This window comes from Bradyrhizobium sp. LLZ17 (assembly GCF_041200145.1).
Classification (GTDB): domain Bacteria; phylum Pseudomonadota; class Alphaproteobacteria; order Rhizobiales; family Xanthobacteraceae; genus Bradyrhizobium.
This window is the reverse complement of record NZ_CP165734.1, coordinates 7,012,345-7,030,645: the sequence shown is the minus strand read 5'-3', so window position 1 is coordinate 7,030,645 and position 18,301 is coordinate 7,012,345. Positions and strand designations below refer to the sequence as shown.

The window sequence follows — 18,301 nt, the reverse complement described above, 5'->3', positions numbered from 1 at the left end:
TCCGGCGCTCCGCGCCACCTTCTCCCACAAGGGGAGAAGGATTTGCAGCGCGCGCGTCGACCTCACGCTATCCTTACAACACCACCCTTCTCCCCTCCTCCGCAGCCCAATACCCCGCATAGTTCACCTTGATGGTCTCATACGCCAACGCGAGATCGGATAACGGCTGCCGTCCCGTCGCGGCGCATTCCATGAAATCCTGAATCTCCTGGAGATAGCCGCGGGTCCATTCCTCCTCGAGGCAGACATATTGCCAACCGGTTTTGCGGTCGACCTTTTCGGTAATGTAGACGCTGGCGAGCTTCTCCTCGGAGGTTTGGTAGCTCATCAGATGCGTGTTCGGGGTGATGTTGGCGAACAGCGAGCCGCCGCTCGTGTAGGTCTCGATCAGATTGCGCACGCCGCCCATGATCATGTCGCCGGAGAACACGGTAGCCTTGGTGCCGTCGGAGAAGGTGGCGGTCAGCGTGCCCCAGTCTTCGACATCCACCGGATTGGCTTTGATGTAGGTGCGCTCCTCGGGCTTCAGGCAAGCTGTGACGTTGCCGACATCGCAGCTGACGCTGGCGACGCGGATGGTCTCGCCGCGCGCCTTGGCCTCGACCTGCTTGAGATAGAGCACGGCCGAAAGCGGATGGCATCCCATGCGGATCAGCGAGCCGCCGCCGGTCATCGCCCATTGCGCGGCATGGGCGGCGTGCGAGCCGGAATGACTCTCCTCGCCTTTCATGAACAGGATCTTGTCTCTGGTCGCCTTGATGATCTCCGCCGTCTTGGTCACCGCGGGCGCGTAGATCCAATCCTCGGCATACATGAAGAGTTTTCCGGTGCGCTCGATCGCCGCGCGCGTCGCGTACATCTCCTCCAGCACGCGCTCATACATCAGAGCCTTGGCTACGTGCTTCCCAATCGGCCGAGCGTCGCCATCGCGGCCGAAATACCCCGCGAACGGCTTTTCGCAGATCACATGCTTGCCGGCCTGCATGCCGGCGACGATCATCTCGGCGTGGAGATTGGGCGGCGTGCAGATGTCAATGACATCAAGCTCCCGGTCGGCGATCGCTTCCGCGAAGCTGCGGTAGACGCGCGGGATCTGGTGCCGGCCTGCGAACTCCGCGACGTGGTCGCCGCGCGCGGCCACCGCCGCGACCTCGACATCCACGCCGTAGACACGCCGGAACGCATACATATGCAGCTCCGAGACGAAGCCGCAGCCTATGAGCCCAACCCTGATCCTCGCCATTGTGCCCCCTCGCCTTGCTTGGGCGGCACTATAGCCCGAACGATGGCCTATTCCACCGAGACGCGGACCACTCCGGCGCTCATCATGCCGAGCGCGCGGGCGGCGGGAATGGAGAGATCGACAATGCGGCCCCGGATGAAAGGACCGCGATCATTGACGCGGCACTGGATCGAGCGGCCGCCATAGGACACCCTCAGCACGCTGCCGAACGGGCGCGTCCGGTGCGCGCAGGTCAACTCGCCTTTGCCGGCTTTTCCGTAGCCGTAGTATGAGGCAAGTCCGCTTTCGGCTTGTGCAACGGAAACAGCAGAAAGCGAAACACTGGCAAGGCAAGTGAATAGCGTGGTCTGCGCTCGCACGGCAATGCTCCGGGTTGGCCCTGCCCGGGGCGCAAACGTTTGTTGGTTCCCTGGGTTCCTGGGGCACTGCCGGGAAGTTCCGGCAGCGCCATCACACATTGTTACTGTTTGTGGAAGACCAGCGTGCGCACCTCGATGCTCTCGCGCGGCGCCGCATCTGCCGGCGTGGTCGGATCGACGAAGGCGGTGTGGGGTGCGAAACGGGTGCGACCGTCGGTTGCGGAATCGTAGCACTTGAGCAGCAGCGCCTCGTCGGCGCTCATCTCGGGGAAATAGAACCAGCGGTGGTTCGGATTGTATTTCACCGAATAGGTCTCGCCGCGACGATTGGGATAGATCAGGTCGGAGGCGACGAGATCGTCAGGCGCGACCGTCGTGCCGTCGGCCATCGCGAGCGGTGAATCGCGCAGGGGACCGCGGATCGGTCGCCAGAGATTGATCACCTGCACGCGGCCCTTGAGCAACTCCTCGGCTTCATGAGGCACATGCTCACGCACGCGGTTGGCACCCGAGGTCGCGGTCTGGTCGACATGGACGCGGGTCGCAGGCTGGCGCGGGCCACCGTCGCGAAGATCGGGGGCACCGTCAACGCGCCTGCGCACGGTGTGATCGAAAATGACGACGCGGTCGGCCTTCAGCGTCGCGCGGAGAAAGGCTTCGACAGCGGGATAGTAGACCGCCCTCACTTCGTCGTCGTTGTAGAAGTCCTTGACCTGGTTCGGATGGCGCACCAGCGCAAAGCCTTCACGATCGAGCGAGAAGTTGTCGGCGATCAGCCGCGCGTCGAAGATCGGGACCTGATGCGGCTCCGGCAGCGATGTGCTTTTCGGTTCGCCCGGGGGCGGATCGAAAGCATAGGTGCGCGGTTTGCCGGAAACCGGCGCGAGATAGTTCAGTTCAGCGGTGACGAAAGGAAGCGATTCGATTTTTGTTTCTTGCAGGCCCATGGCCAGGTCTCCCGATGCGGTCGTCTGCTTGATTTTTGACGGGATGGACCGCGTCGCAAGGGAGGTGGCGCAAATAGCAATGGGGATGTTGTCGGCGTCACGGAATGCAGAAGAAACGTTTCGAAAAACTGGATAGGGCTGGAATGCGTTCTTTCCGCTTCACGGATGCTTGAGGAGACTCGCGAACTCTGCCACCCTCAATCGTCATTCCGGGGCGCCCGAGGGCGAACCCGGAATCCATCGGGCCGCAATGATTGTAGATGAATGGATTCTCAGATGCGCAATTGCGCATCATAGTTCGCGACTTCGTCGCGCCCCGGAATGACGCCGGAGCTGCACCGCGTCCGGGACACGAGGCTTGCCCTACAACCCCGCTTTCGCAATCGCGCCAGCGAACGATCGATCGACGACCTCGGCGGCATCGAGCTTCTGCTTGATCAGGCCCCAGCGAAAATAGAGATCGATCGTGTTCTGTTCGTCGGCGACCACGCCGTCCTCGATCGGCGCGATCCGGATCTTTGCGCGCGAGAGCCAGTTTAGCGGCGCGGCGGTCGGGATGTTCATCAGCTTGCCCCAGGTCTCGGCATAGCTATTCACATTGTTCAGCGACCACGCCCGCGCCGTGGTGAGGCGGCGGATGAAGTCGGTCAGCTCCGCGCGTTTGTCACGGATGGCGTCGGGCCGCGCTACCTGGAAGCTCAGCCCCGGCGTCAGGCCTTCGGAGGTGATGATGCGGCGTGATCTGAACAGCACCTCCTCCTGGCTGACATAGGGCTCCCATGTCGACCACGCATCGACCGAGCCTTGCGTGCAGGCGATCTTGGCGTCCGATGGCGCCAGGAATGCAATCTGCACGTCGCTCGCACCCCAGCCGTTCTTCTCCAGCGCGGCCAGGATCAGCTGATGGCCGATCGAGCCGCGACCGGTTGCGATTTTCTTGCCGCGCAAATCAGCGAAACTCTTGATCGGGGAGTTCTCGGGCACCAGGATCGCAAGGCCCTCGCGAGTCTGGCGGATCGCGGCGATCGCTTTCACCGGCGCGCCGGACGCGGCGGCAAAAGTGAAAGGCGCATCGCCAACGAGCCCGGTCTCGATCGCGCCGGCGCTGAGCGCTTCCAGCAGCGGCGCGGCCGCCGGAAACTCCTTCCACTCGATCTTGTACGGAACGTCCTTCAGCACGCCTGCGGCCTCCATGACGGCCTGCGAATTGCCCTTCTGATCGCCGATCCGAAGCGTGGTTTGCGCTGCCACAAGTTCGAGCGAACCGAGCAGCAGCGCGCCGGCCAGCACGAGACGGATCATTCCGCCGCCTCGCCATGGGTCACCTGGCGCTTGGCGATGAGTTCGCGCGTCAGCGGGATCAGTTCGCGGCCGTATTCGACGGCGTCGGGAAGCGGATCGAAGCCCCGGATCAGGAAGTGGCTGACGCCGAGATCGTAGTAGTCGGCGAAGACCTCGGCGACCTGCTCAGGCGTGCCGACCAAGGCCGTGGTGTTGCTGTTGGCGCCGGTGAGCTTTGCGATTTCGGTCCAGAGCCGCTTGTCGATCCGGCTGCCCTGGTCGGCGAGCGCCAACAACCGCTTGGCGCCATCGGTCGCGTGATTGGGCCGGCGATAGCCGGTCTGGTCCTGTAGCGCGGTGGCCCGCTCCAGAATGGTCTCTGCCTTTCTCCACGCCTGCTCCTCGGTATCGGCAAGGATCGGCCGCACCGAAAGGCTGAAGCGCGGCGCCGGCTTGCCATGCTTGGCGGCTGCCGCGCGCACCCGCGCAGTGACGTCGCGCACCTGCGCGTAGGACTCACCCCACAGCGCAAACGTGTCGGCATGCTTGCCCGCGACTTCGATTGCGGCATCCGAGCCGCCGCCGACGAAGGTGTAGATGCCACCCGTCTGGAGCGGCTTCACCTGCGAAAAGCCGTTCTCCACGTTGTAGTACTTGCCGCTGTAGTTGAACGGCTCGTCGCTGGTCCATTCCAGCCGCACCACGTCGAGGAATTCGCTGGTGCGGGCGTAACGCTCGTCCTTGTCGTCGAGCGTGTTGCCGTCCTGTCTGAGCTCGATCGCATTGCCACCGGTGATGACGTGCAGCGAGACGCGACCGCCATAGAGCTGGTCAAGCGTCGCAAGCTGACGCGCCAGCAGCGTCGGCGCGGTGAAGCCCGGCCGCTGTGCAATCATCACTTTCAGCGACTTGGTGATGGTCAGCACGTGCTGGGCAACCTGGAGCGCATCCGGCGTGGTGGAGTGGAACGCCAGCAGCGCGCGGTCGAAACCCGCGAACTCGTGCGCCTTCGCGACCGTCTCGATGTAAGCCGGATCGAGCACCTGCCCCTGGCGTAAGATGGTCTCGGAAGCATTGCTGTTGGCGATAAAGCCGATGAACTCGACCGACATGATCGTCTCCCTGATTGTTTGGCAGAAACCTAAAGTCCCAATGCGGCACGGCCGAGGCCGATGCGCGTGGAATCGTCCTGCGGCGTGTGCACGCGGCCACAAAGGACGTCGCGATAATGCCGCTCCAGCGGATTGGTGCGGGAGAGACCGTGATTGCCGGTCAGCGACAGCGCGTCCTCGACCACGGCAACGGCATTGTTGGTTACGGTCAGCTTGATGACGTTCGCCTCCGAGGCGGAGAGCTCGACACCCTCGTCGAAATCACCCGCGAAGGATGAGATCAACCGCGCATTGACCGCGAGCCGGGCCTCGATGGCGCCGAGGATCTCTTGCGCGCGGGGCAAGCTTGCCAGCGGCGCGCCAAGGCTGGCCGGAACGCGCTGCTTCAGGAACGAGATCAGCCAGTCGCGCGCGGCGCGGGCGACACCGTCATAGATCGCGGCGACCAGAATCGTATGGACGGTCGCCTGCGTAACGTCGGGCCCGCGCCAGTCCGCAGGCTTGCGGACATCGACCTCGGCATCGAGCGGGATCACGACGTCCTCGAAGATGACGTCGTGGCTGCCGCTGGCGCGCAAGCCGTGATGGTCCCAGGTCTCGACGACGCGCGTGCCCGGCAGGCCCGCCGGCACCAGGAATTGTCCGACCCGGGGCTCGGCCTCGTCGGTTCGCGCCCAGACCAGGTACCATTTCAGGATCGGCGATCCCGTCGAATAGATCTTGTGGCCGGTCAGGCGCCAGCCGGTCTCGGTGCGCCGAGCGATCGTCGCCGGCAGGCCGCCGCGCGCTGGTGAGCCAAGCTCCGGCTCGACGCGCAACGCGTTGACAAGCGCAAGGCCCTCGACTGCCTCGCGCGCGAGCTTCCGCGCCAGCCGTAACGGCCAGGCCGGGCTCCGTCCCATCACCAGATGGTTGATGTAATGCATCGACAGCACCAGCGCGGTCGACGGATCGGCCTTGCCGATGATGCCAACGACGCGCGCGCTGTATCTGGCGCCGGCGCCCGCCCCGCCATGGGCTGCGGGCACAGTCAGCGACAGCAGGCCTGCCTCAGAAAGCTCGCGGAAATTCTCGAACGGGAAACTGGCGGTGCGGTCGTGCTCGGCCGCACGCGCGGCGAAGCGTTCGGCCAATGCTTCTGCGCGTGCGATGTAGTCGGGCTCGCTGTGGGCCGCGCGCCCTTTGGCTACAGAACTCACCATGTGGCATCCAATCCCAGCAGGCCGAGGATCTGGCGGCGCAGATCAGCCAGATAAGGATCACCGCGATGGCGCGGATAAGGCCGGTCGACCCGGATATCGGCCTTGACGCGCGCCGGACGGTCGCTGAAGACGATGACGCGGTTGGCGAGCACCAGCGCTTCCTCGGCATCATGCGTCACTAGCAGCGTGGTAAAACCCTTGCGCTGCCACAGCGAGACCAGCTCGGCCTGCATGGTGATGCGGGTGAGCGAGTCGAGCTTGCCGAGCGGCTCATCCAGGATCAGGATTTTGGGATCGTTGACCAGCGCACGCGCCAGCGCGACGCGCTGCGCCATGCCGCCGGAAAGCTGGTGCGGATAGGCATTGCGGAAATCCGACAGCCCGACGAGGTCGAGCGCGGCATCGACGCGGTGGCGCTGGCTCCTCAGAATACCCTGCGCTTCCAGCCCGAGCGCGACATTGTCCCAGGCCGAGCGCCAGGGAAACAGCGTCGGATCCTGGAACACGACGACGCGCGAAGGATGCGGGCTTCTGATGCGGCTCTCGTCCTCGCGCAGCGTTCCTGCTTTCGGCTTGTCGAGGCCCGCGACGAGACGCAGCAAGGTCGACTTGCCGCAGCCGGACGGGCCGAGCAGCGCGACGAACTCGCCGGGCTCCACAGCGATGCTGACATCGCTGAGGACCGGAAGCTCGGCACCGTCGATGTCGAAGGCGTGGCTGACCTGCTCGATATCGAGCGCGGCGCCGGCGAGCGGATGCGTGACCGCTTCTGCGACAGCTGCTTCTACCATTTCACCGTCCCCTTCTGCCAGACCAGCAGGCGATCGCGGATCGCAAACAGCAGCGTGATTGCGCCGGAGCAGAGCAGCGACATCACGATCAGCGCCGCATACATGTTGGCGTAGGCGGCCCAGCCCTGCGCCCATTGCAGGTACCAGCCGAGCCCGGCCTTGACGCCGATCATCTCGGCGATGACGAGCACGGCGAACGACGAGCCGAGCCCCATGAACAGGCCGACGAAGACGTGCGGAAGCGCGGCCGGGATCGCGACCTTCAGCACCAGGAAGGACGGCTTGGCGCCCAGGGTGCGCGCGACGTCGTAATAGGCGCTGCTGACGCTCGCCACGCCCGACCACGTCAGCACGGCGACCGGAAACCCGGTTGCAAGTGCGATCAGGAAGGTCGAGGCGCTCCAGCTCGAGGGGAAGGTGAAGAAGGCGATCGGCAACCAGGCGGTCGCCGGCAGCGGGCCGATGAAGCGCAGCACCGGATGTACCCAATAGCCCACCGCGCGCGACCAGCCGATCGAGACGCCGGTGAGGAAGCCGACGCAGGCGCCAATCAGATAGCCGCCGAGCTGGAGCTTGACCGAGGCAAAGACGCTGTCGAGCAGCTTTGGCAGATCATCGGTATAGACTTCGACGATCGATTGCGGCGGTGGAAAGAACGGCAGCGGCAGCCAGGCGAATTTGGCGGTCACGAGCTCCCACAGCGTCAGGAAGGCACCAAGCGCAATCAGCCACGGCGCGCGTTGGCGCAAGCCGCGGCCGGCCGATCCCAGATAGTCTGCGCCGACAGTTCCGAACAGCGCGACCGCGGCAACGATGAAGGCCGCGATGCCGAGCGAATGCGTGCGCGACCAGTCCCCGACGTCTTCCCATAACAGGCAGGACAGCCCGAAGGCGATCCAGGCGACGCTGGCAAGACCGCCGACACCGGATTCCCGCACCCACGCAACCAGCGGCGCGCGCGCCAGGCGCGGCGCGCCCGAGGCAAGCCCGTCAGACAGCGAATACGTCGACATAGATACGCTCCGCGAATTTGGCGGTATCGGTGCTCTGCTTGAAGACCTGCACGCTCTTCAAATCGTCGGCATAGGCCTTGAGCTCGCGCTTGAGCACCTCGCCTGTGGGATGGTGATGATGGGTGTGGTAGCGCACCATGCCCTCGATATCGGCGAGCGACGCCGCCTTCGGTGCATAGGGCTGGAACGACTTTGCCGCCACGGTCGGGTTCTGCGAAGTGAACATCGCGGCGTCGAGCAACGCCTGCGTGATGGCGCGCGCGACCTGCGGCTCTTCGCGTACGAGGCTGCCCCGGAGGCCCACGATGCAGCAGCTCTTGTCGCGGTAATCGCCGTCGAGATTGGAAGCCACTTCCTTGTATCGGCTGTCCTTTAGCCAGAGATAGGCCAGCGGGTCGGAGGACAGGAAGGCCTGCACCTCGCCCTTTTCCACGGCAACGTTGAGCAGGTTGCCGGGATAGGCGCGCCAGTCGACGTCTTTGTTCGGATCGATGCCGAGCTTGGCGAGCTGGATCGAGAAGAAGTTCTTGTCCGGACCGGCGAGATCGCCGACGGCGACGATCTTGCCCTTGAGATCGGCGAGCTTGCTCACGCCGGAATCGGCGTGGCTGAGCACGCGCATGCAGCCGCCATGGGTGCCGGCAGCGATCTTGACGTCAAAGCCCTGCTCCAGCGGCTTCAGCCAGCGCAGCGCCATGCCGAGACCGGCATCGCTCTTTCCGGTCGCGATCGCCTCTAGCAACTGGTCGGTCGAGCCGGAATAATTGACGAGTTCGACGTCGAGATTCTGCTTCTGGAAGAAGCCCTGCTCAATGGCGACCGGCAATGGCGCGAGGCAGACCGCGCCGGCATTCCACGACAGCTTCAGCTTGCGCGGCGCGCCGGTGAGCGCGGGGGCCTCGGACGCCGTCCGGCACAGCGGAGATTCCGAGAGATCGATGCCAGACGCTGGCGCGCGCGGCGCGAAGGCCTGCGCGCCAAGAGTCCCGAGCGGCGCGGCAAAAGCTGCCGCGAGGCCCGCCCGGAGCAAGTGACGGCGGTCGAGGGTCGATCCGCCGCGTCTGGTCTCGTTGGTCATCGGGCTGTAGCTCCTGCGCTGGTACGGCTCCTCCGCCTGCGCAACGGTACGCGTTGCGCATGTTCCGTGCGGAGCTGCGTCGAGAGAGAATCTTTGCATCGGCGCTTCACACGCCGCGTTGATGCATGGGCAAATCATGCGGCGCGCCCGCCGCATCGTCAATGAAATGGAATTTCGAATGTAACGCGCGGTGAAGTCATTCTCTCCATCGGCACCCGCGGGAACGACGAAACGATTTTCGCGGCCATTGTGGCTCGCTGTCACAATCACGACTCCGTCACCTCCATGTTTTCACCTGCGTTGTTTTGATGCAGTTTCGCGCGCGTGCACGGCACGTTCTCGAAAGCGGCCATTCGTTGAAACGTCCTTGTCTGGCGTGCGCGCAATACGGTCGGCCATTTCATTGACTGCACCACGCGCGCTCATAGACTTGATGATCCAGCTGCATCGCTCGCTCACGCGTCGTGAGCAAGACAACAAGACAGAGCATATGAGCATCAACTCCCACGATCATTCCATCACGCGCCGACTCGCGGCCTCGCTGTTCGCGGCGGCCGTGACCTTGTCGACGGCGGCCGCTTCGTTCGCGGCCGACACCGTCGTGCTGCGCGTCGGCGACCAGAAGGGCGGCAACCGTTCGCTGCTCGAAATCTCCGGCTACGCCAAGGACCTGCCCTACAAAATCGAATGGTCGGAATTCCCCGCGGCCGCCCCGATTCTGGAGGCGCTCAATGCCGGTGCGCTCGACGTCGGCTATACCGGCGATCTCTCGTTCCTGTCGGTCTACGCGGCCGGTGCGCCGATCAAGGCGATCGGCGGCACCCGCTCGGATGCGAAGACGCAGGCGATCCTGGTACGCCAGGATTCGCCGATCAAATCGGCCGCCGACCTCAAGGGAAAACGCCTCGCCGGCACACGCGGGGGCTGGGGCCAGTTCCTGATCGATGCGACGCTGGAGAAAGCGCAGATCAAGCTGGAGGATGCGACCTTCGCGCCGCTCGGCCCGGTCGATGCCAAGATCGCACTGGTCGCCGGCTCGATCGATGCATGGGCGGTGTGGGAGCCCTACGTCTCGTTTGCAACGCTGAAGGACAAGGCCCGCGTGATCGCCGACGGCGAAGGCCTGACGCCGACCATCACCTTCATCGTCGCCTCCGACAACGCCATCGCCACCAAGCGCGCGGCGGTGCAGGACCTGGTGCAGCGCCTCAACAAGGCACGGCTGTGGTCGCTGGATCACCTCGGCGAATACGCAAGGAACACGGCCGAGCTGACCAAGCTGCCGGAGGACGTGCTGCTCTCGGCCTACACGGCGCAGCGCACCAGCCCGATTCCGATCGATGAGAACGTGGTAAAGGACGTGCAGGAGGCGTCCGACCGCTCGACGCGCTACGGCATCCTGCCGAAGAAGCTCGACGTGAGCCAGGCCGTCGACCGCAGCTTCACCGCCGCGGCCGCCGGATCGAACTAGCGCGTTTTCGAGCGAAGTGGATACCGGTTCGCGTGAAGAAAACGCGGCAAAACAGGAATCTAGAGCCCCGTTCCGATTCATCGGAACGGATACGGCTCTAGGCGGGGGCGGCGAGATGCGATGGCTTCGCCTCACAGCCGGCCCGCTGCATCTCGCCGCGATCGTGCTCGCGCATTTCGCCTGCATGAGCCTGATCGTGTGGTTTTCGCTTTGACCAACGGCGCGCTCACCAATGTCCGCAGGAGACAGCGGAAGATGGTGCACCGCACAAGACGGCCCGCATCTGCCTCAATTCTGATCCGGCCCCGCGCCCGGACCCTGCGCGCTTCCGCCCGTCCACGACCGCGGCAAAGCATTAAGCTTCCCGCGCGTTCGCAACCAATAAGCACCTTCCCGATTTAGTGTTCGTACCGTTAGTATCGGTTCCAAGAGTGCGCGGCCGAGAGGCTTCTCGCAAAGGCCTTGGCGTGCGATGGAATGTGGGAGGATGACATGAGTGCCGCGAGACCTGAGCCGCTTGCCCGTCAAGCGCTGGCGTTTGTCCTGGCCGGCGGACGCGGCAGCCGGCTCCTGGAGCTGACCGACCGGCGCGCCAAGCCCGCGGTGTACTTCGGCGGCAAATCCCGCATCATCGATTTCGCGCTGTCGAACGCGGTGAACTCCGGCATCCGCCGCATCGCGGTCGCCACCCAGTACAAGGCGCACAGCCTGATCCGGCATTTGCAGATGGGCTGGAACTTCTTCCGCCCCGAGCGCAACGAAAGCTTTGACATTCTTCCGGCCAGCCAGCGCGTCTCGGAGTCGATGTGGTATGTCGGCACGGCCGACGCGGTCTACCAGAACATCGACATCGTCGAGCCGCACGCCTGCCGGTTCATCGTCGTGCTCGCGGGCGACCACATCTACAAGATGGACTACGAGGTGATGCTGCGCCAGCACGTCGACAGCGGCGCCGACGTCACCGTCGGCTGCCTCGAAATGCCGCGAGCTGAATCGTCCGGCTTCGGCATCATGCATATCGACGAGAACGGCTGGATCAAGTCGTTCCTGGAGAAGCCGGCCGATCCGCCGCCGATGCCGGGCAAGCCGGACGTCTCGCTCGCCAGCATGGGCATCTACGTATTCGACGCGAAGTTCCTGTTCGACGAGTTGAAGCGTGATGCCGAGGATCCGAACTCCAACCACGATTTCGGCAAGGATATCATTCCCTATATCGTCAAGAATGGCCGCGCGATCGCGCATCAATACTCCAGCTCCTGCGTGCGAACCGGCAACGACCCGCGCGCCTATTGGCGCGACGTCGGCACCGTCGATGCCTATTGGGCCGCCAACATCGACCTGACCGACGTGGTGCCCGAGCTCGACCTGTTCGACCGGGCGTGGCCGATCTGGTCCTATTCGGAGATCACGCCGCCGGCGAAATTCGTCCATGATGAGGAAAGCCGGCGCGGCCAGGCGGTGAGCTCGTTGGTCTCCGGCGGCTGCATCATCTCGGGCGCGTCGCTGCGCCGCTCGCTGCTGTTCACCGGCGTACGCATCAACTCCTACGCCAATGTCGAGAACGCCGTGATCATGCCTTACGTCAATGTCGGCCGTGGCGCGCGGCTGAAGAACGTCGTGATTGATCGCGGCGTGGAGATTCCCGAGGGACTCGTCATCGGCGACGATCCCGAATTCGACGCAAAGCGCTTCCGCACCACCGAGCAGGGCATCTCCCTCGTCACCCAGCCGATGATCGACAGGCTCAATACATGACGCCTGTTCGCGTCCTCGCGGTCGCATCTGAAGTCTATCCCATCCTCAAGACCGGCGGCCTCGCGGATGTCGCCGGTGCGCTGCCGATCGCGTTGAAGGCCCATGGCGTCGAGGTGCGCACGCTGATGCCGGGCTATCCCGACGTGATGCGGCAGCTCGCGGGCGCCGAGGAAATCCGGCGCTGGCCGGACTATTTCGGCGGTCCGGGCCGCCTGCTCGCAGGCTCGCGCGACGGGCTCGATCTGCTGGTTCTGGACGTGCCGCATCTCTATGCGCGGCCCGGCAATCCCTATGTCACGGCCGAGGGCCTCGACTGGCCCGACAATGGCGTGCGCTTCGCTGCGCTGTCGCGCATCGCCGCCGACATCGGCCACGGCCTCGTTCCCGCGTTCGTGCCCGACATCGTGCATGCCCATGACTGGCAGGCCGGGCTCGCGCCGGCCTATCTGCACTACGACAACCGCCCGCGGCCCGGCACCGTGATGACCATTCACAACATGGCCTATCAGGGCAAGTTTTCGCGCGAGCTGGCCGGTGCGATCGGCCTGCCCCCGCAGGCGTCGTTCGACGTCCATGGCCTCGAATATTTCGGCGGCATCAGCTTTCTCAAAGCCGGGCTGCAACTCGCCGATCGCATCACCACGGTGTCGCCGACCTATGCGCAGGAGATCCAGAGCGACGAAGGCGGCATGGGACTGGGCGGCCTGTTGCGCGAGCGCGCCGGCGTGCTGAGCGGCATCCTCAATGGCATCGACGTTTCGGTCTGGAATCCGCACACCGATCCGCACATCGCCTATCGCTTCAGCGCCGAAGAGCTGTCGTTTCGGTCGGCCAACAAGGCAGCGCTGCAACAGCGGCTCGGCCTCGATCCGCGGCCGGATGCGCTGCTGCTCGGCGTCATCAGCCGGCTGTCGTGGCAGAAGGGGCTCGATCTCCTGCTCGAGGCGATGCCCACCATCCTGACCGATGGAATGCAATTGGCACTGCTCGGCAGCGGCGATGCCGAGCTACAGGATCGTTATCAGGCGACCGCACGCGGGCATCAGGGCCGGATCGCGGCCGTGATCGGCTATGACGAAGCGCTCGCCCATCTGATCCAGGCCGGCTCCGATGCGCTCGTGGTGCCGTCGCGGTTCGAGCCGTGCGGCCTGACCCAGCTCTGCGCGCTGCGTTATGGCGCCGTGCCGATCGTGTCGCGCGTCGGCGGTCTTGCGGACACCGTCAGCGACGCGGCGACGGGCTTCACGTTCGGACCGGTCACATCCAAAAACCTCTCGGCAGCGCTCGGACGTGCGAGCTTCGCCTTCCATGACAAGCCGGCTTGGCGAAAATTGCAGCTGGCCGGCCTCTCGACCGACGTCTCCTGGCGCAACCGGGCGGGCGAGTACGCCACGCTGTATCGCGACCTGATCGCCTCCCGCCGCACGGCGTGACCGCCATCCTATCCACGCGATAGAGCGGGCATAGAAACCTGAGCCGGCCCAGGATGCTTTAAGGGCCCGGTGGTAACAGGGGACGCACGGTATTCTTTGCGCCGGCGAGTGGTGATGCTTTTCGAGCAGCAACCATTCTGGTATGAAGGCTGAATACTTTTTACCGCTTATTTTTCGAAATCAATTTGAGGGCCAGATGTTTGTGACAGTTGTCGCTGTGCTTTGCCATTTGTCATCCACCGCTTGCATCGAAGAAATCGTCACCAGCTCGGCACTAGACAGCGCGGTGACGTTTCAGAGCTGCGCCATCGGAGGTCAAGCTGGCTTAGCCAAATGGAAGGAAGATCATCCCGTCTACCGTTCTGAAAGCTGGCATATTCAGCATTACAAGTGCGTTCCGGGGGATTACAAAATAATGGCTCAGCATAAAATCTAGGGACGGCCAGAATCAGCCGCCAAACACATACGACGCCATGGCCACATTCGCGACCTCGTCGACGAAGACGCGCCGGCCGACGTCGCTGCCGGCCGCACCGGCCGCCACCATCAGCGGCAGCAGGTGATCTTCGCGGGGATGGGCGAGGCGCGCAGTCGGTGCGTTCTGCCAGCCGACCAGCATCGCGTTGCGGCGCGCCGCATCCGGCGCACTGATGGCATCGTTCAGATAGGCTTCGAAATCATAGGAGACCGGCTTGGACTCGGCGCGTCCGAAGCCGCGCATGTTGTGATAGGTGAGCCCGCTGCCGACGATCAAAATGCCCTCGTCGCGCAACGAGGCGATCGCCTGCCCGACCTTGACGTGTTCGGCCGCATCGTAACTCGACTTCAGCGACAACAGCACGATCGGCATATCGGCGTTTGGATACATCAAGCCGAGCGGCACGAAGGTGCCGTGATCAAAACCCTGATTGGCATCCTCCCGGCAATCGAGCCCCGCGCGCGTGAGGAGTGCCTTCACCTCTGCGGCCAGTTCGGGCTTGCCCGGCGCGGGGTATTTGAGATGATAGGTGTGCTCGGGGAAACCGTAATAGTCATACACCATGGGCGGATGCGCCGAGCTCGACACCGTGAATGCCTCGGCCTCCCAGTGACCGGTGATGACGAGCACCGCCTTCGGCTGCGCCGGCAGAAGCTGCGGCAGCCGGGCGAATTCCGCGGCAGTCTTGGCGTATTGCATGCGGCGGTCCTCCATGAAGGGCCACGGGCCGCCGCCGTGGGAGAGGAAGAAGGTCGGTAATCGCGTCATGGATGTCGGCTCGCCTGTTTCGCAGCAATGCGCGCGCAACAGCCGCGCCATATGAGATGAGCATAGGGAAACCGTGATGGTTAGCAAGGCGTTAACGATTTGCCTCTCACAATCCAGCTGTGGCCACAGGAATCGGCCAGAAGGCAAGTGAGACGTGAGATGAAGAAGTTTGCGCTGGGGGACGTCGTCAACAGTGACAAGGGCCGCCGCGGCGTCGTTCGCGCCGCCTTCAAATCCAGGGAAGGCCAGCAGTTCTACGCCGTCGAGAAGGACGGCGCGATGGACTATCTGGAGGAAGACCGGCTGACACCGGCGCCCCGCGTCGAACTCGCGGCGTAACTCCAACTCAGTTTTTGCTCTCACGCGCCAGCCGGTCCAGACGCTCCGACCAGGGGTCGTCGCCGCTCGCGATGCGATCGTTCGTGATCAGCAGCAGGCGGTCGGCGGCGTCCCAATGCGGCAAACCGGCGCCGTTGGGATCGCCGCTCCTGGCGAAGTTGATCCAATAGGTGCGCAAGCGGCTGGCGACCTCGCGATCTCTTCGCGAGAAGATCCCCGCACCGGGCACCCCTTCTACACCAAAGACGAATTGCAGCTCCCGCCCGTGCCCTTCGTCGGGATTTCTGCGCCGGGCTTCCGGCACATAGCCAAAGCGATAGCGGAAGGTCGGCGCGCCGGTTGCCGCATGGAGGCGAGCCAGCAATCGCACCGGCTCGGAGAAGACCTTGTCTGTATAGAGACGCGCCGCGAAGCCCGAAGGCGTCGCAGCGTCTGGATAAAGCTTGCGAAGCGCGTCGATGCTGTCGCCTATGGACCACAGCGCTTCCTTGATCTCAAGCTCGCCGCCAAACCGCGTCTCGTCATCATTCGAGCCGATCATCAGGGGAATGCGGCTCTCATGTCCCGCCGCAAATCCCGCGGCGACGTCCTCGGTCACCAGGCGTCCATCGATTGCCGGCGCAAAACTGCGCGGCGATTTTTCCAGCAATTTCTTTTCAGCTGCAAGCAGCCGTGCGAGCGTGGCTGCGCGTAAATCCGCCCCCTGCCCGAGCGCGGCCACGAATTGGCGGCCCACAGCTTCTGCCTCCTGCGGCGAGTGCAGCCGCGCACGGCCGGGCACCGATTGCAGAATGGCTTTCTGAAACAGATCGCGCGATTGCGCGCACAGCATCAACAGCGCGATCGATGTCGCGCCGGCGCCGTTCCCGAACAGGGTGACGTTGTTGGGATCGCCGCCGAACGCCGCGATGTTGTCGTGGACCCAGTGCAGCGCTGCGATCTGGTCCATCAATCCGTAATTGCCGGAGGCGCCCTCCGGCAGCGCGGGCTCAGTGAGCCAGCCGAACGCGCCGAGACGATAATTCACGGTCACCACGATGACGCCGGCCTGCGCCAGCTTTGCGCCGTCGAACAGCAGATCGTTCGCGGTGCCGGTCACAAAACCACCGCCGTGAACGAACACCATCACCGGCAACGGGCCGTCGACCCCGAACGGACGAAACACGTTGAGCGTCAGGCAGTCCTCGCTCGCGCCCGGCAGCGACGGTTGCAGGCACGGCGCACCGTAGTCGTAGACGGTGCGCATCTCCGAGCTTTCGGGCATCGGCTGCGGCGGACGCCAGCGCAGCGCGCCGACCGGCGGCGCCGCATAGGCAAGCCCTCTGAAGGAGGCCACCTCGCCTTCGACGGCGCCGAGCATCTGGCCTTCCCGCGTCAAGGCGAACGGAAACTGGCCGACCGCCTGAGCCGCGGCCACATCGGCGCAGCAGAGCACGACGGAAGCCGCAACGAGCGCAAGCAGGGACCGCATCTTCGGACATCTCGATGCGCGGAAAGGTTCCCCGGCAGGTTACGTCTGCGGCCGGCAGCGAGGCAAGCTTCGCCGCGGGCGCCGTTGCGATTGACAGCGAGCGCACTTTGGGTCACTTTTTCGTTCGGTTGATACGACCGGCCGGTTGCACCCTCCACGGGACGGTGAACGTATCGAAGCCGTTTTCGGCCTGCCTTTGCCCGAGCGACCGGGTCAGCAACGCAACCACCTGACACGCCTGGTTCGCTCATAGCAAAGGACGACACCGATGCGCGATTTTCGCGATGCGAAGGCTATGGCGCAGACCCTGCGCGACCAACTCCAGACCAAAGCTATCAACATAAGTCACGGCGAGAGCCTGGACCTGGTCTCCAGGATCTTCGGCCTCACCGACTGGAACACCATGTCGGCGCTGCTCCAGGCCGACCGACGCAACGGTCAGGCGCCACCCGCAAGCGCGCACGCAGCAGGACCTCAAGCCGGATTGGCAACCTACCCCGCCGTTCCGTTGCGGGACCTGGTCCCCTTCCCGACTGCGACGTACCCTTTGTTCGTTGGACGCCCAAAGACCATGCAGGCGCTCGACCACGCCTTCGGACGACAGCGCGAGGTGGTGCTGGCGATCCAGAAGGAGCAAGGCACCGACGAGCCGGGGGACGGGGATGTCCATGCAATCGGCGTCCTCGCCCAACTGCTCGAACTTGAACCGCTTCCTGACGGGACGCTGAAAGTGCTCACGCAAGTCAATCGCCGCGTCCTGATCCAACGCTTCGTCACCGGCAGCGGCGCATACGAGGCGGAGATTGTTGCCCTCTCGGAGGGGCCGATCCCCGATGCACCGGAACTGATCCTTCGCGCCGTCAGGCGCTTCGAACGTTATACGGCGGCCCGTGACATCCGCATCCCGGGGGTATGGCCCTTGCTCGAACAGACCCGCGATCCGGGACGCGTCGCCGACATCATCGCAACGCGGCTGGTATTGCCGATGGCCGACAAGCAGAATCTGCTGGCGACCCTCGATCCAGTCGCGCGGCTGAGGCAGGTCGACGCGTTCATGGAGTTTCGCCGCCCGCTCTCGCCGGCGCTCCAGACAACAAGGCTCCGCGCCCTCGGCTATGCCACGGAGCGGCATCATCAATACGCTACGCTGGAGCATCTCCTGCTCGCGCTCCTCGACGATGCCGACGCCGTCGCCGTGATGCAGGCTTGCAACGCCGACATCGGCGGCATGAGAGCGAGCATCAAAGCCTATATCGATCGGGAGCTCGACAATATCGTCACCCAGAATGACGAGGACGCCAAACCCACCGCCGCATTCCAACGCGCAGAACAGCGTGCAGAAATCCATGCGTATGAACTTGGACGCCCCGCGGTAACCGGTGCGAACATGCTGATCGGCATATTTCCGGAGACGCGAAGCCCTGCAGCGCAGTTGCTCGCCGAACATGGGATATTGCGCACCCGTGCGGCCGAGTTCATCGCTCGCAGTCCAAATGAGACTTGAAGCGCCCGCCCCGTTTGCATTCTGGCAGGAACGTCGCAGCCGAACCTGGCGCCCAG

17 protein-coding genes are annotated in these 18,301 nt (G+C 64.3%); 6 read left to right on the top strand and 11 right to left on the bottom strand.

Annotated elements, in window-relative coordinates; all coding sequences use genetic code 11:
* Window positions 1-73 precede the first annotated feature (73 nt).
* The 9 genes from AB8Z38_RS33655 to AB8Z38_RS33615 all read right to left on the bottom strand — a co-directional run bounded on the left by AB8Z38_RS33655 (window position 74) and on the right by AB8Z38_RS33615 (window position 9,026).
* Window positions 74-1,243, bottom strand: a complete 1,170-nt coding sequence (locus AB8Z38_RS33655; protein WP_369721863.1) for a Gfo/Idh/MocA family protein — start codon at window positions 1,241-1,243, stop codon at window positions 74-76.
* A 47-nt stretch (window positions 1,244-1,290) separates the two neighbouring features.
* Complete coding sequence (locus AB8Z38_RS33650; protein ID WP_369721862.1) at window positions 1,291-1,602, bottom strand: septal ring lytic transglycosylase RlpA family protein; 312 nt, start codon at window positions 1,600-1,602, stop codon at window positions 1,291-1,293.
* 101 nt (window positions 1,603-1,703) lie between these two features.
* A complete protein-coding gene (locus AB8Z38_RS33645; protein WP_369721861.1) occupies window positions 1,704-2,549 on the bottom strand; it encodes a CmcJ/NvfI family oxidoreductase in 846 nt (281 codons plus the stop codon).
* Window positions 2,550-2,912: 363 nt separating this feature from the next.
* Complete coding sequence (locus AB8Z38_RS33640) at window positions 2,913-3,851, bottom strand: ABC transporter substrate-binding protein (RefSeq protein ID WP_369721860.1); 939 nt, start codon at window positions 3,849-3,851, stop codon at window positions 2,913-2,915.
* The gene (locus AB8Z38_RS33635) at window positions 3,848-4,942 is read right to left on the bottom strand and encodes an LLM class flavin-dependent oxidoreductase (protein WP_369721859.1); all 1,095 of its coding nucleotides are present in this window, start codon (window positions 4,940-4,942) and stop codon (window positions 3,848-3,850) included. The genes AB8Z38_RS33640 and AB8Z38_RS33635 overlap by 4 nt, the downstream gene beginning before the upstream one ends.
* 29 nt (window positions 4,943-4,971) lie before the next feature.
* Entirely contained in the window at window positions 4,972-6,144 is a 1,173-nt protein-coding gene (locus AB8Z38_RS33630; RefSeq protein WP_369721858.1) for an acyl-CoA dehydrogenase family protein, read from the bottom strand.
* Entirely contained in the window at window positions 6,138-6,935 is a 798-nt protein-coding gene (locus tag AB8Z38_RS33625; RefSeq protein ID WP_369721857.1) for an ABC transporter ATP-binding protein, read from the bottom strand. Before AB8Z38_RS33625 ends, AB8Z38_RS33630 begins: the two co-directional genes overlap by 7 nt.
* On the bottom strand, window positions 6,929-7,948 hold the full coding sequence (locus AB8Z38_RS33620; protein ID WP_369721856.1) for an ABC transporter permease: 1,020 nt from the start codon (window positions 7,946-7,948) through the stop codon (window positions 6,929-6,931). Before AB8Z38_RS33620 ends, AB8Z38_RS33625 begins: the two co-directional genes overlap by 7 nt.
* Window positions 7,926-9,026, bottom strand: coding sequence for an ABC transporter substrate-binding protein (locus AB8Z38_RS33615; RefSeq protein ID WP_369721855.1), 1,101 nt, complete (start codon window positions 9,024-9,026; stop codon window positions 7,926-7,928). The genes AB8Z38_RS33620 and AB8Z38_RS33615 overlap by 23 nt, the downstream gene beginning before the upstream one ends.
* A gap of 490 nt (window positions 9,027-9,516) precedes the next feature.
* On the opposite strand from AB8Z38_RS33615, the gene AB8Z38_RS33610 reads away from it, so the two are divergent.
* From AB8Z38_RS33610 to AB8Z38_RS33595, 4 genes are all read left to right on the top strand, one after another.
* A complete protein-coding gene (locus AB8Z38_RS33610) occupies window positions 9,517-10,497 on the top strand; it encodes an ABC transporter substrate-binding protein (protein ID WP_369721854.1) in 981 nt (326 codons plus the stop codon).
* A gap of 492 nt (window positions 10,498-10,989) precedes the next feature.
* Entirely contained in the window at window positions 10,990-12,252 is a 1,263-nt protein-coding gene (glgC, locus tag AB8Z38_RS33605; RefSeq protein ID WP_369721853.1) for a glucose-1-phosphate adenylyltransferase, read from the top strand.
* Window positions 12,249-13,685 (top strand): glycogen synthase GlgA, encoded by a 1,437-nt coding sequence (gene glgA / locus AB8Z38_RS33600; RefSeq protein WP_369721852.1) that lies wholly within the window; start codon window positions 12,249-12,251, stop codon window positions 13,683-13,685. Before glgC ends, glgA begins: the two co-directional genes overlap by 4 nt.
* 142 nt (window positions 13,686-13,827) lie before the next feature.
* A complete protein-coding gene (locus tag AB8Z38_RS33595; protein WP_369721851.1) occupies window positions 13,828-14,121 on the top strand; it encodes a hypothetical protein in 294 nt (97 codons plus the stop codon).
* A 12-nt stretch (window positions 14,122-14,133) separates the two neighbouring features.
* Here AB8Z38_RS33595 and AB8Z38_RS33590 read toward each other — a convergent pair whose 3' ends face one another.
* Window positions 14,134-14,931, bottom strand: a complete 798-nt coding sequence (locus AB8Z38_RS33590) for a class III extradiol ring-cleavage dioxygenase (protein WP_369721850.1) — start codon at window positions 14,929-14,931, stop codon at window positions 14,134-14,136.
* A gap of 159 nt (window positions 14,932-15,090) precedes the next feature.
* On the opposite strand from AB8Z38_RS33590, the gene AB8Z38_RS33585 reads away from it, so the two are divergent.
* Window positions 15,091-15,270, top strand: a complete 180-nt coding sequence (locus AB8Z38_RS33585) for a hypothetical protein (RefSeq protein ID WP_369721849.1) — start codon at window positions 15,091-15,093, stop codon at window positions 15,268-15,270.
* Window positions 15,271-15,277: 7 nt separating this feature from the next.
* On the opposite strand, the gene AB8Z38_RS33580 is transcribed toward AB8Z38_RS33585, so the two are convergent.
* Window positions 15,278-16,741, bottom strand: coding sequence for a carboxylesterase/lipase family protein (locus tag AB8Z38_RS33580; RefSeq protein WP_369721848.1), 1,464 nt, complete (start codon window positions 16,739-16,741; stop codon window positions 15,278-15,280).
* A gap of 268 nt (window positions 16,742-17,009) precedes the next feature.
* On the opposite strand from AB8Z38_RS33580, the gene AB8Z38_RS33575 reads away from it, so the two are divergent.
* Window positions 17,010-18,245: an LON peptidase substrate-binding domain-containing protein gene (locus AB8Z38_RS33575; protein ID WP_369721847.1), complete on the top strand. Its 1,236-nt coding sequence runs from the start codon at window positions 17,010-17,012 to the stop codon at window positions 18,243-18,245.
* The last annotated feature ends 56 nt before the right edge of the window (window positions 18,246-18,301 follow it).